The sequence below is a fragment of the Sphingomonas sp. Leaf30 genome (genome assembly GCF_001422525.1).
Taxonomy (GTDB): domain Bacteria; phylum Pseudomonadota; class Alphaproteobacteria; order Sphingomonadales; family Sphingomonadaceae; genus Sphingomonas; species Sphingomonas aerolata.
Window position 1 is genome coordinate 5299 of record NZ_LMKZ01000001.1, and the last position, 12623, is coordinate 17921.

Genomic DNA, 12623 nt, shown 5'->3' on the forward strand with positions numbered 1-12623 from the left:
TGCGCCAGCCGGTCCGCCTCGTCCTGCGACACCAGTGCGCCGATCAGCTCGCCCATATCGCCCGCGACGATTTCCGGCAGCCGGTGCAGCGTCAGGTTGATCCGGTGATCGGTCACGCGGCCTTGCGGGAAATTATACGTCCGGATCCGCTCCGATCGATCCCCCGACCCGACCATCGACTTGCGCGCACCCGCCCGCTCGGCATGCAACCGGTCGCGCTCCGCCTCGTAGAGCCGCGTCCGCAGCACGCGCAAAGCCTTCGCCTTGTTCTTGTGCTGCGACTTCTCGTCCTGCTGGATCACGGTCAGCCCGGTCGGGATGTGGACGATCCGCACTGCGCTGTCGGTCGTGTTGACCGACTGGCCGCCCGGCCCCGACGAGCGATAGACGTCGATGCGCAGATCCTTGTCGTCGATCTTGACGTCGACCTCCTCCGCCTCGGGCAGCACCGCGACGGTCGCCGCCGAGGTGTGGATCCGCCCGCCCGCCTCGGTCGCGGGCACGCGCTGGACGCGGTGGACGCCGCTTTCGAACTTCAGCTTCGCGAACACGCCTTGCCCCGTGACGCTGGCGACGACTTCCTTGAAGCCGCCTGCGTCGGACGACGAGCCGGAGATCAGCTCGACCCGCCAGCCCTGCGATTCGGCATAACGCTGGTACATCCGGAACAGATCGCCCGCGAACAGCGCCGCCTCGTCCCCGCCCGTCCCCGCGCGCACCTCGAGCATCGCCGAGCGCTCGTCCGCAGAATCGCGCGGCAACAAGGCGAGCGCGAGCTTGCGGTCCGCGGTTTCGAGCAAGGTGCGGTTCTCGTGCAGCTCCTCCGACGCCATCGCGCGCAGTTCGTCATCGGCATCCTCCGCCATGAAGGCGAGGCTCTCGGCTTCCTGCCGCAACCGCCGCACCTCGGTCGCGGCCTGCGCGACCGGTTCGAGCTCGGCATATTCCTTCGACACCGCGACGAAGCGGTCCGACGGCAGGTCGCCGGTCGACATCAGCGCCTGCAACTCGTCCCGCCGCGCCTCGATCGCGCGAATCCGGTCCGGGGAGATCTGGGTCATGCGGACGCTCCCTCTTGCGTCATCCCAGCGAACGCTGGGATCCAGGGTGACCGGGCGCAGCCTTCATGGCGCTGGATCCCGGCCTTCGCCGGGATGACGGGGAGGCTCAACGCAGCGCCTCCGCCAGATCGGCGAACGCGACCTCGGTCTGCGTGCCGGTCGCGAGCGCTTTCACCGCGCCAACGCCCTTGGCGAGCTCGTCATCGCCAAGGATGATCGCGAAGCGCGCGCCGAGCGCATCCGCCTTCGCCATCCGCGCCTTCATCTTGCCCTTGTACGCCATCTCGACCGCCACGCCTGCACGGCGCAGGTCCGCGACGATGCCGGTCGCGCGCGCTTCGGCCGCGGCACCCATCGGCACGACCACCGCGTCGATCCCGGCCGCCGCCGGCTCCTCCAGCAACATCGCCAGCCGCTCGACCCCCGCGGCCCAGCCGACACCCGCCGTCTCGGGCCCGCCCAACGACCCGATCAGCCCGTCATAGCGCCCGCCGGCCAGCACCGTCCCCTGCGACCCCAACCGATCGGTCACGAACTCGAACGCGGTGTGCCGGTAATAATCGAGCCCGCGCACCAGCCGCGCATTGCGCTCCCACGCGACGCCCGCGGCATCGAGCCCGGCGGTCACCGCGTCGAAAAACGCGCGCGCCTCCGGCGTCAGATACGCGTCGATATCGGGCGCGCTGTCCGCGATCGGGCGGTCCTTCGGGTCCTTCGAATCGAGGATCCGCATCGGGTTCTTCTCGAGCCGGGTCAGGCTGTCTTCGGACAGCTCGCCGCGATGCGCCTCGAAATGCGCGACCAGCGCCGCGCGCCACGCTTCACGCGTCTCGGCATCGCCCAAAGTGTTGAGCTGCAACGTCACGCCGTCGGCAATGCCAAGCTCACGCAGCAGCTGGTCCGCCAGTACCAGCAGCTCGACATCCGCCGCGGGCTCCGCCGCGCCGATCACCTCGGCGTCGATCTGGTGGAACTGCCGGAACCGCCCCTTTTGCGGGCGCTCGTAGCGGAACACCGGGCCGCTGGTCGTGATCTTGAGCGGCGCGAACTGCTGCCAGCCCTCTGTCAGATAGGCGCGCGCGATCCCCGCGGTGAATTCGGGCCGCAGCGTCAGCGAATCCCCGCCGCGATCCTCGAATGTGTACATCTCCTTCGACACGACATCGGTCGTCTCGCCGAGCGAGCGCGCGAACACCGCGGTGGATTCGAACACCGGGATGTCGATCCGCTGAAAGCAATACAACGCACGCACGCGTTCGAAGGTGCTGAGAACATGCGCGAAACGGCGCTGCTCGTCGCCGAAGATGTCCTGAGTGCCGCGGATGCGACGCGGGGTTTCTGTTCTGGCCATGATGCGCGCGTATCTAGGCGACGTGCCCGCGAAGCGCTAGCGCCGTCACATGAGCAACGACGTCCGCTATTGGGGGCTCGGCCGGCGCATCGCCCCGCCGCGCTTCGTGCTGTTCGCATGCGTCTTCGCGATCGGCCTCGTCGCGCTGATCCCCCGACTGGGGCTGGGCCGCGGCACGATGGCGGCGTTCGATATCGCCGCAGTCCTGTTCCTCGCCACCGTCGCGACCTTGTTCGGCAACGCCACCGCGGAGCGGATGCGGCGCTATGCGGACGAGAACGACGCCAACCGCGCGGTGCTGCTCGCGTTCAGCGGGACGATCCTGATCGTCGTGCTCGTCGCGGTGGCGAACGAATTGCAGGGCAAGACCGATCTCGTCGCGGTCCTGATCTCGGTCGCGACCCTGGTGCTCGCCTGGCTGTTCTCCAACATGGTCTACACGCTGCATTATGCGCATCTGTTCTACAGCGACGCCGGCATCGACGGGGGCGACGACGGCAAGGATGCGGGCGGGCTGGACTTCCCGTCCTGCGCCGAGCCCGATTACTGGGACTTCGCCTATTTCGCCTTCACGCTCGGCATGACCTTCCAGACCTCCGACGTCGAGATCACGTCGCGGCGCGTGCGCAAGGTCGCGCTCGGCCAGTGCATGGCCGCGTTCGTCTTCAACATCGGCGTGCTCGCCTTCACCATCAACGTGCTCGGCAGCAGCTGAGGCCGCCCCTCCCGTCATCCCTCTTTCGTCATCCTGACGAAGGTCAGGATCCAGAGCCATAAACACCACCGCCCGTAACCCTGGATCCTGACGTTCGTCAGGATGACGGCGTATGTGGCAAAGCGCGACGCACCAAACGCCTGTGACGCGAGACTATACCCCCCGGCAAAGGGCTGGACGACTGCCCTTTCTGCCGCTTACACCTTGACCATCGTCTCTCTGCCGGAAGGCCTTTTCCTTGATCCGCAAGCTTCTCGTCGCATCCCTGCTCGCGTCTGCACTTCCCGCGGTCGCGCAAGTCCCCGCCGGCAACACCGCCCCGCAGCCGGTGCCGTTCGTCGACACGATCCCCGCCGCACAGGACACGCCCTATCCCGGCACGATCCTGCTCGACATCGACGCGACCGATACCGAGCGCGGCATCTTCCGCGTGAAGGAGACGATCCCCGTCGCCAAATCGGGCAGGATGGCGCTGCTCTTCCCGAAATGGCTGCCCGGCAACCATGCGCCACGCGGCGAGATCGAGAAGCTCGCCGGGCTGGTGATCCGCGCGAACGGCCGGATCCTCCCCTGGACGCGCGATCCGGTCGACGTCTACGCCTTCCACATCGACGTCCCCGCGGGCACCAAACAGCTCGACGCGACCTTCCAGTTCATCTCCGCGACCAAGGCGGACCAGGGCCGTGTCGTCATGACCCCGACGATGATCAGCCTCCAGCCGAACTCGGTCAGCCTCTACCCCGCCGGTTATTATACGCGTCAGATCCCGGTGAAGATGACCGTCACCTATCCGACCGGCTGGACCGCCGCGGGTGCGGTCCCCGCCAAGGTCTCAGGCGCGACCTATGCCTATGACCGGACCAATTACGAGATCCTCGTCGATTCGCCGATCCTCGCGGGCAAGTACGGCAAGGTCTGGCCTTTGAGCCCGAAGGTCGACCTCAACGTCTTCGCCGACACCCCCGACCAGCTCGCCGCCAAGCCCGAACAGATCGATGCACACAAGCGTCTCGTCGATCAGGCCGCGCGCACCTTCGGCGCCGAGCATTATGATCATTACGAGTTCCTGCTCTCGATCACCGATCAGCTCGGCGGGATTGGCCTCGAACATCATCGCAGCTCGGAAAACGGCGTCCGCCCCGGCTATTTCACCGAATGGGAGACGGGCGCGTCGGCCCGCAACCTGCTGCCGCACGAATTCACGCACAGCTGGGACGGCAAGTTCCGCCGCGGCGCCGACCTGTGGACGCCCGATTTCCGCACGCCGATGCGCAACTCGCTGCTCTGGGTCTATGAGGGCCAGACGCAGTTCTGGGGCTATGTGCTCCAGGCGCGCTCGGGTCTGGTCAGCAAGCAGGACACGCTCGACGGCTATGCCTCGATTCTGGGCACCTACGACACCGCGCAGGGTCGCCAGTGGCGCCCGCTGATCGACACCACCAACGATCCGGTCATCTCGTCGCGCCGTCCCAAGGGCTGGACCAGCTGGCAGCGCTCGGAGGATTACTACAATGAAGGGCTGATGGTCTGGATGGAGGTCGACGCGATGCTCCGCCAGAAGTCGGGCGGCACCAAGTCGATCGACGATTTTGCCAAGGCGTTCTTCGGCATCCGCAACGGCGATTATGGCGAGGTCACCTATACGTTCGACGACGTGGCCAAGACGCTGAACGGCATCCTGCCCTATGACTGGGCGGGCTTCCTCACCACGCGCCTGACCGAGACGGGCAAGCCCGCGCCGATCAACGGCTTTGCGATGAACGGCTACAAGCTGGTCTATGGCCCCGTGCAGAGCCCGTATCTGAAGCAGGCGGAGAAGAGCCGCGGCACCGATGTCAGCTATTCGCTGGGCTTGGTGATGAACAAGGACGGCGTCGTGACTGCCTCGATCTGGGACAGCCCCGCGTTCCGCGCCGGGATCGACGTCGGCACCGAAATCGAGGCGGTCAACGGCGAATCCTACTCGTCGGACCGCATGAAAGCGGCAATTCTGGCGGCCCAAGGCACCAAGCTGCCGATCCGTCTGACTGTAAAAAACAACGAGCGATTCCGCGACGTCTCGCTCGATTACCATGACGGCCCGCGCTATCCGCGGCTCGAGAAGGTCGGTACAGGTGACGGCGGACTGGACAAGTTGCTGATGCCGCGCTGACAGTTCCGATATTTTTCCGGTGCCGGCCGCCTCCCCAAGGGGAAGCGGCCGGCACCGCCATTTCTGAAAGGACCGCCATGCGTATCGACCTCATCCCGACGGGCAAGAATCCGCCCGAAGACCTGAACGTCATCATCGAAGTCCCGACCGGCGGCGAGCCCGTGAAGTACGAGTTCGACAAGGCATCGGGCGCGCTGTTCGTCGACCGCATCCTGCACACGCCGATGCGCTACCCCGCCAATTACGGCTTCGTGCCGCACACGCTCAGCCCCGATGGCGATCCGCTCGACGCGCTCGTGATCGCGCGCTCGCCCTTCATCCCCGGCTGCGTCGTCCGCGCGCGCCCGATCGCGGTGCTCAACCTCGAGGACGAGGCCGGCGGCGACGAGAAGCTCGTCTGCGTCCCCGTCAACGACGTGTTCCCCTATTATTCGAACGTCGGCGGCCGTGCCGACGTGCCCGAGATCGTGTTCGAGCAGATCGAGCATTTCTTCACCCACTATAAGGACCTTGAGAAGAAGAAGTGGGTCCGCGTCGGCAAGTGGGGCGATGCCGAGGAAGCCAAGCGCATCACGATCGAGGCGATCGAGCGCTACGAAGAGGCCAAGAAGCAGGGCGACGAGCCGATGAACGCGGACGACGCCGCAGGCCGCTGATTACAAGCGACCGAAGTCGAAGCGGCGCGCACGGGGCGCGCCCTTCGACTGCGCTCAGGGCGAACGGGGCCGCGAACTACGCCCCCCCGTTCGTGCTGAGCGAAGTCGAAGCACCTGCCCCGCCCTCACCCAGCTGCCCCGCCCTTACGGCGCCGGCCGCTCCGCCTGCGCTTCCGCCAGGTACAGCGAGAACAACCCCGCCGGATCGGTCCATTCGCGGATCGGCGTCCACCCGCCCGACCGCAACAGGATCCGCGCATCGCGCGACCCGTATTTGTGGCTGTTCTCGGTGTGGATCGTCTCGCCCGCGGCGATATCGAACGGCCGCCCTTCGATCGTGAACGCGGCGTCGCGCTGCGCCTCGAGATGCATCTCGATCCGCGCACGATCGTCGTTCCACACCGCCTTGTGTCGGAACGCCTCGACCGGCACGTCGGCGTCGAGCTCGCGGTTGATCCGCTCGAGCAGGTTCATGTTGAACGCCGCGGTCACGCCCTGCGCATCGTCATAGGCGGGGACCAGCACCGCGGGATCCTTGATCCGGTCCATCCCGATCAGCAGCATCGCGCCGATCCCGAGCGACGCGCGCATCGCCTTCAACAGGTCGACCGCCATCAGCGGGATCATGTTGCCGATCGTCGACCCCGGAAAGAAACCGAGCTTGGGGGTGTCGGCGATCGTCTTGGGCAATGCCAGCGGCCGCATGAAATCCGCCTCGAACGGCAGGACCAGCAGCTCGGGGAACTGCGCCGCAAGCACGCGCGACGATTCGCGCAGGAAATCGCCCGAGATATCGATCGGCACATAGACCGACGGCGCCACCGCGCTCAGCAGGATCGGCGTCTTGGTAGACGACCCCGACCCGAATTCGACCACCGCACGTCCCGCGCCGGCAATCTCGGCGACCTCGGGGCAGGCGGTCTCGAGGATCGAGCGCTCGGTCCGCGTCGGATAATATTCGGGCAGGTCGGTGATCGCCTCGAACAGTTCGGACCCGCGCCGGTCATAGAACCAGCGCGCCGGGATCGCGCGCGGCCGCCGTTCCAGCCCGGCGAGCACGTCCGCCCGGAAGGCGGGGTCGGCCAGGCTCTGCTCGCCGTCTTCGATTTCACGCTTCAACATCAGATATCCTTGGCGAGCCGGACGCCGGTGAACTGCCAGCGCTGGTGCGGGTAGAAGAAATTGCGGTAGCTCGCGCGCGCATGGCCACGCGGCGTCGCGCAGCTCCCGCCACGCAGCACGAACTGCCCGCTCATGAACTTGCCGTTATACTCGCCGACCGCACCCTCGACCGCGCGGAAGCCTGGATAGGGGCGATAGGCGCTGCCCGTCCATTCCCAGACGTCACCGAAAAAGGCCGGGTCGCCGGCGCGTGCCGGCCGCGGCTCGACCGGGCCCGCGGCATCCATCTGATTGCCGCCGTCGCCGGCATAGTCGGCCGCGACGGCCTCCCACTCGGCCTCGGTCGGCAGCCGCGCGCCCGCCCAGCTGGCATAGGCGTCCGCCTCGTAGAAGCTGACATGCGTGACCGGTGCGGCGGGATCGATCGCGCGCCGCCCGTCGAGCCCGAACCGCGTCCAGCCGCCGTCGCGTTCTTCCCAGTACATCGGCGCGACGATGCCCTCCGCCTTCACCCAGGCCCAGCCATCGGCCAGCCAGTGGCGCGGCTCGCGGTATCCGCCATCGGCGATGAACGCCGCCCATTCGCCATTGGTCACCGTCCGGTCGGCGATCGCGTGGCGCGCGAGCAGCGTGTCGTGCCGCGGCGTCTCGCAATCGAACGCGAAGCCGTCACCGTCATGCCCCATCCGCGCGATCCCGGCGTCGCGTTCGATCCAGCCGATCGCGCCCGGCATCTCGACCGGCACCTTGCGCGGCGCGGCCCAGACCGCGGGTTCGAGGGGATTTTCCGAAAACAAATGGAGGATGTCGGTCACCAGCAATTCCTGGTGCTGCTCCTCGTGATGGCAGCCCAGCGCCACCAGTTCGCGTGCCGGCTCGGGCAGATCGGGCAGCGCCGCGATCAGCGCCGCATCGACATGCGCGCGGTACGCGCGGACCTCGTCGAGCGTCGGCCGCGTGATCATCCCGCGCCGGTCGCGCGCATGCCGCCGGCCTTCCGCCTCGTAATAGCTGTTGAACAGGAACGGGAAGCGTTCGTCGTGCAGCCGGTACCCCGCGACATGATCGCGCAGCACGAACGTCTCGAAGAACCAGCTGGTATGCGCCAGATGCCATTTGGTCGGCGACGCGTCGGGCATCGACTGCACCGTCGCATCCGCATCCGACAGCGGCGCGGCCAGCGCGATCGACAGGTCGCGCACGGCAGCGAAGCGCGCACCGAGCGCATCTATGTCAGGCAGGGTCGCAGGATTATGGGTGGGGACGGGGTTCGGCATCGACTGTCCTCGTGCGGGCGATGCACGCGGCATGGCCCCTTATAAAAGGATGCAGCGATACGGAGCGCTATCCGCGCGTTGCCCCCGGTCGCCAAAGAACGTCGCTCGCCCCGTTTTGGTTCACCGCACGCGCGGCGACGAACAGGAAATCCGACAAGCGGTTAACATACGCTAATGCCAATGGATTGATCGGGTCGTCGACCGCGACCACCGCGCGTTCGGCGCGCCGCGTGATCGCGCGCGCTAGATGCAGCGCCGCGGCGCCCGGCGATCCGCCCGGCAGGATGAAGCTGGTCAGCGGCGCCATCTGTGCGGTCATCGCGTCGATCTCGCCTTCGAGCCGCTCGACCTGCGAACCGACGATCCGCAGCGTCATCTCCGACGGCGCGAAATCCTCGCCCGGCGTCGCGATGTCCGCACCGAGATCGAACAGGTCGTTCTGGATCCGCTCGAGCGCTCGGCCAAGCGGATGATCGCCCAGCGCCACCGCGGCGACGCCGATCGCGCTGTTCGCCTCGTCGACATCGCCGATCGCCTGCATCCGCGGGCACGCCTTGGACACGCGCGACCCGTCGACCAGCCCGGTGGTCCCCGCGTCGCCGGTCCGCGTGTAGATCTTGTTCAGCTTTACCATGACGGTACGCCCTTCGGGCTCAGGTCCGGCCCGCGGCGAACAGGATCAGCACGACGATCAGGATCGCGATCGCCTGGAAGAAGATGCGCTGCTGCATCATCCGGTTCGATTTCAGCGATGCGGCGCTCGGCCCCCCGTCCTTCACCTGCGCCGACTGGTCCTGCAGGAACGTCACCACCCCGCGCACCAGAGCAACGAGCGTCGCGATCATCGCCGCGATCAGGAGGATGACGAGGAAGGTGTTCATGACGACAATCTAGGCATGCGCGCCCCGCCCCGCAATGGCCGTTCCGCCGGTCGCCGGACAAGCCTCGAAACGGGCGGAATTCTACGCTGACAGCCCCGATCTTCCCGGCTAGCATCGTGACAAATGGGGGAATGAGTATGCGTAACGGACGGATCGGCGCCAGCCTGGCGATGCTGGCTATGTTGAGTGCGTGCGGCGGAGACTCCGGCGCGGTGTCGGGATCGACCGGCGGTACGCCCGGGGTGTCAACCCCGACCACCGGCACGACCACCCCGACGACCGTCGCGGGATGCAGCCTGCGCGAGCGGCAGGACTGGGCCGCGGCGCAGCTGCGCGAATGGTATCTGTTCCCCGAGACGCTGCCCGCCAGCCTCGACCCGACACCCTATACGACCGTCGACGCCTATATCGACGCGCTGACCGCGACCGCGCGCGGCGAGCGCCGCGACCGCTATTTCACCTATCTGACGTCGATCAAGGAAGAGGACGCCTATTATGAGGCCGGCTCCAATGCCGGCTTCGGCTTCCGTCTCGGCATCGATGGCAGCGGGCGGCGCGCCTATGTCATCGAATCCTTCGAAGGCGGCGCCGCGCTGGCGGCGCAGGTCGATCGCGGTGCCGAAATCGTCGCGATCGGGACCAACGCCAACACGCTGCGGACCGTCAGCGCGATCTTCGCCGCAGAGGGCAGCGCGGGCGTCTCGACCGCGCTCGGCCCGGACACGGTCGGCACCAGCCGCGTGCTGCAGATCCGCGACGCGCAGGGCACGCGCGACATCACGCTGACCAAGACCGATTTCGCGCTGCTCCCGGTCTCGAGCCGCTACGGCGCGAAGGTCATCGCCGATGGCGGCCGCAACTATGGCTATCTCAACCTCCGGACGTTCATCTCGACCGCCGACCCCGCGCTGCGCGCCGCCTTTGCCAGCTTCCGCGCACAGAACGTCACCGATATCGTCATCGACCTGCGCTATAATGGCGGCGGGCTGATCTCGATCGCCGAACTGATGACCGACCTGCTCGGCCGCAACCGCGCGACCTCCGAAGTGTCGAGCTACACCACCTTCCGCACCGAAAAGGCCGCGAACAACACGACGCGCTTCTTCGCGCCGCAGCCCGAATCGATCGCGCCGACGCGCGTCGCGTTCATCGGCACGGGCGGGACCGCCTCGGCGAGCGAACTCGTCATCAACGCGATGATCCCCTATCTGCACAGCGCTGCCGGGCTGATCGGCACCAACACCTATGGCAAGCCGGTCGGCCAGATCGGGCTCGACCGCGCCGCCTGCGACGACCGTCTCCGCGTGGTCGCGCTGTCGACGCAGAACGCCGCACGCCAGGGCGCCTATTATGACGGGCTCGCCGGCACGGTCGAGGCGAGCTGCCGCGCCGAGGACGATATCCGCTATCCGCTCGGCGACCCGCGCGAAGCCTCGACGCGCCAGGCGATCGACTTCCTCGCCGGCCGCAGCTGCCTGCCGGTCACCGCGACCGCGGCCACCGCGTCGGCCCGTACCAGCACGCCCGCGCCGACGACCGACCTCCCCACGCGCGCGCTGCTCATCCCCGACCACCCCACCACCCCGCAACGCGAAGTCCCCGGCCTCTATTGATCCGTCCGGCGCGACGGGGCCGGGTCACCCCACCCACCCCGTCAATCCCGCTGACCCCGTCCTCCGCGCTCACCCACCCACCCGTCACCCTGACGAAAGTCAGGGCCCAGAGCCAAACACGCCGCGCTCCGTAACCCTGGATCCTGACGTTCGTCAGGATGACGAGGGCCATGCCAGCGCCCCACCACCCCCACCCGTCATCCTGACGAAAGTCAGGATCCAGAGCCAAACACGCCGCACGTCGTAACCCTGGATCCTGACTTCCGTCAGGATGACGGCGAATAGGGCGCATCCCCCGCCAGCATCGCCCGCACCCCCGCCGCAACCGCGAGCCCGTCCTCCCCCCGTTCGCGCATCGCCACGAGCGAGGGCGCGCCGGTGCGCTTGGCGAGCCGCGCGCCATCCGCCCCCAGCATCAGCGGATGATGATGATAACGCGGCGTCGGCAACCCCAGCAGCGCCTGCAACAGTCGGTGCACGTCGGTCGCCGCGAACAGGTCGTCGCCGCGCACCACGTCGGTGACGCCCTGCACCGCATCGTCGAGCGTCACCGCGAGATGATAGCTGGCGGGTGCATCCTTGCGCGCGAGCACCACATCGCCCTGCGCCGCCGGATCGGCCCGCACCGTCCCCGCGCGCGCATCCACCCAGTCAAGCGGTCCCGTCACGTTGAGCGCCGCCGCCATGTCGAGCCGCCAGCAATGCGCCTCGCCCATCCGCGCCGCGACCTCGGCGGGCGCCAGCCGCCGGCACGTCCCCGGATAGACCGCGGCGTCTCCGGCATGCGGCGCCGACAGGCTCGCCGCGATCTCCGCGCGCGTACAGAAACACGGATAGAGCAGCCCGCGCGCGTTCAAGCCATCGAGCGCCGCCTGATAGGATGCGAGCCGCGCCGACTGGTGGGACAGATCGTCCCAGTCCAGCCCCAGCCAGCGCAGATCCTCCACGATTCCCGCGACATGCTCGGGCCGGCTGCGGCCCATGTCGATATCCTCGATCCGCAGCAGGAACCGCCCGCCCCGCGCCCGCGCAAAGTCGTGCGCGCGGATCGCCGACAGCGCATGGCCGAGGTGCAGCCGCCCGGTCGGACTGGGTGCGAACCGCGTCGTGACGAATTCCGCGCTGTTCACTGGACTTGACCCCATGTCCCGCGCCGTGCTGTCATGACCCTGTCATGCCGGTGCGCGAAAGCGCGTCCGGGACTTTTGTGGGAGGAGCCGTGTTTCACCCCGACCTGATACGCCACCCGGATGGATGTCCGGCGCTCGTGCTCAACGCCGATTACACGCCGCTCTCCTATTATCCGCTCAGCGTCTGGCCCTGGCAGACCGCCGTGAAGGCCGTCTTCCTCGATCGCGTCGATATCGTCGCCAATTACGAACGCGAGGTGCGCAGCGCCAGCTTCGCGCTCAAGCTCCCGTCGGTGATCGCGCTCAAGCAATTCGTCAAACCGTCGCAATTTCCCGCCTTCACCCGTTTCAACCTGTTCCTGCGCGACAAGTTCACCTGCCAATATTGCGGCAAGCTGCGCGATCTCACCTTCGACCATGTCATTCCCCGCGCGCAAGGCGGGCGGACCACCTGGGAAAATGTCGTCACCGCCTGTGCGCCGTGCAACCTCAAAAAGGGCGGGCGTACCCCGCGTCAGGCGGCGATGCCGCTCCATCTCGAGCCGATCCGCCCGACCAACTGGCATCTGCACGAACATGGCCGCAGCTTCCCGCCGAATTATTTGCACGAAACCTGGCATGATTGGCTCTACTGGGACATTGAACTCGAAGCGTGACCGTCCGGC

At 67.4% G+C, this 12623-nt stretch carries 12 protein-coding genes; 5 read left to right on the forward strand and 7 right to left on the reverse strand.

All coding sequences use genetic code 11. The annotated features are described in order from the left end of the window. Together prfA and hisS are read right to left on the reverse strand one after the other, a co-directional pair. Positions 1 to 1061 (reverse strand): peptide chain release factor 1 (gene prfA / locus ASE89_RS20670; RefSeq protein WP_056672877.1); only part of this gene is annotated, 1061 nt, incomplete at its 3' end. Between the two features lie 106 nt (positions 1062 to 1167). Then, entirely contained in the window at positions 1168 to 2412 is a 1245-nt protein-coding gene (gene hisS, locus ASE89_RS00040; RefSeq protein WP_056672879.1) for a histidine--tRNA ligase, read from the reverse strand. Between the two features lie 49 nt (positions 2413 to 2461). Here hisS and ASE89_RS00045 point away from each other — a divergent pair, with 49 nt between their 5' ends. The 3 genes from ASE89_RS00045 (at position 2462) to ppa (ending at position 5935) form a co-directional block, all read left to right on the forward strand. Beyond that, a complete protein-coding gene (locus ASE89_RS00045) occupies positions 2462 to 3127 on the forward strand; it encodes a DUF1345 domain-containing protein (RefSeq protein WP_056672881.1) in 666 nt (221 codons plus the stop codon). A 238-nt stretch (positions 3128 to 3365) separates the two neighbouring features. Beyond that, positions 3366 to 5279 carry a M61 family metallopeptidase gene (locus ASE89_RS00050; RefSeq protein WP_056672883.1) on the forward strand — a complete coding sequence of 638 codons (1914 nt, stop codon included), beginning with the start codon at positions 3366 to 3368 and terminating at the stop codon, positions 5277 to 5279. 77 nt (positions 5280 to 5356) lie between these two features. Then, complete coding sequence (ppa, locus tag ASE89_RS00055; RefSeq protein WP_031393175.1) at positions 5357 to 5935, forward strand: inorganic diphosphatase; 579 nt, start codon at positions 5357 to 5359, stop codon at positions 5933 to 5935. 144 nt (positions 5936 to 6079) lie between these two features. Here the strand turns inward: ppa and egtD are convergent, their stop codons facing one another. The 4 genes from egtD to ASE89_RS00075 all read right to left on the reverse strand — a co-directional run bounded on the left by egtD (position 6080) and on the right by ASE89_RS00075 (position 9215). Beyond that, on the reverse strand, positions 6080 to 7057 hold the full coding sequence (gene egtD, locus ASE89_RS00060) for an L-histidine N(alpha)-methyltransferase (protein ID WP_037531658.1): 978 nt from the start codon (positions 7055 to 7057) through the stop codon (positions 6080 to 6082). Continuing rightward, complete coding sequence (gene egtB / locus ASE89_RS00065; RefSeq protein WP_056672886.1) at positions 7057 to 8334, reverse strand: ergothioneine biosynthesis protein EgtB; 1278 nt, start codon at positions 8332 to 8334, stop codon at positions 7057 to 7059. The genes egtD and egtB overlap by 1 nt, the downstream gene beginning before the upstream one ends. 67 nt (positions 8335 to 8401) lie before the next feature. Next, positions 8402 to 8968, reverse strand: coding sequence for a cob(I)yrinic acid a,c-diamide adenosyltransferase (locus ASE89_RS00070; protein ID WP_031440452.1), 567 nt, complete (start codon positions 8966 to 8968; stop codon positions 8402 to 8404). Between the two features lie 19 nt (positions 8969 to 8987). Next, complete coding sequence (locus ASE89_RS00075; RefSeq protein ID WP_031395690.1) at positions 8988 to 9215, reverse strand: twin transmembrane helix small protein; 228 nt, start codon at positions 9213 to 9215, stop codon at positions 8988 to 8990. A gap of 137 nt (positions 9216 to 9352) precedes the next feature. Here ASE89_RS00075 and ASE89_RS00080 point away from each other — a divergent pair, with 137 nt between their 5' ends. Then, positions 9353 to 10828 carry a S41 family peptidase gene (locus ASE89_RS00080; protein ID WP_236701566.1) on the forward strand — a complete coding sequence of 492 codons (1476 nt, stop codon included), beginning with the start codon at positions 9353 to 9355 and terminating at the stop codon, positions 10826 to 10828. Between the two features lie 266 nt (positions 10829 to 11094). On the opposite strand, the gene gluQRS is transcribed toward ASE89_RS00080, so the two are convergent. After that, complete coding sequence (gene gluQRS / locus ASE89_RS00085; RefSeq protein ID WP_056672888.1) at positions 11095 to 11973, reverse strand: tRNA glutamyl-Q(34) synthetase GluQRS; 879 nt, start codon at positions 11971 to 11973, stop codon at positions 11095 to 11097. A 74-nt stretch (positions 11974 to 12047) separates the two neighbouring features. On the opposite strand from gluQRS, the gene ASE89_RS00090 reads away from it, so the two are divergent. Beyond that, positions 12048 to 12614 carry an HNH endonuclease gene (locus ASE89_RS00090; protein WP_031440448.1) on the forward strand — a complete coding sequence of 189 codons (567 nt, stop codon included), beginning with the start codon at positions 12048 to 12050 and terminating at the stop codon, positions 12612 to 12614. Positions 12615 to 12623 lie beyond the last annotated feature (9 nt).

Coding starts and splice junctions, on each gene's coding strand:
- hisS (WP_056672879.1), bottom strand. CDS start 2,412: ATGGCCAGAACAGAAACCCCGCGTCGCATCCGCGGCACTCAGGACATC.
- ASE89_RS00045 (WP_056672881.1), top strand. CDS start 2,462: ATGAGCAACGACGTCCGCTATTGGGGGCTCGGCCGGCGCATCGCCCCG.
- ppa (WP_031393175.1), top strand. CDS start 5,357: ATGCGTATCGACCTCATCCCGACGGGCAAGAATCCGCCCGAAGACCTG.
- egtD (WP_037531658.1), bottom strand. CDS start 7,057: ATGTTGAAGCGTGAAATCGAAGACGGCGAGCAGAGCCTGGCCGACCCC.
- egtB (WP_056672886.1), bottom strand. CDS start 8,334: ATGCCGAACCCCGTCCCCACCCATAATCCTGCGACCCTGCCTGACATA.
- ASE89_RS00070 (WP_031440452.1), bottom strand. CDS start 8,968: ATGGTAAAGCTGAACAAGATCTACACGCGGACCGGCGACGCGGGGACC.
- ASE89_RS00075 (WP_031395690.1), bottom strand. CDS start 9,215: ATGAACACCTTCCTCGTCATCCTCCTGATCGCGGCGATGATCGCGACG.
- ASE89_RS00080 (WP_236701566.1), top strand. CDS start 9,353: ATGCGTAACGGACGGATCGGCGCCAGCCTGGCGATGCTGGCTATGTTG.
- gluQRS (WP_056672888.1), bottom strand. CDS start 11,973: ATGGGGTCAAGTCCAGTGAACAGCGCGGAATTCGTCACGACGCGGTTC.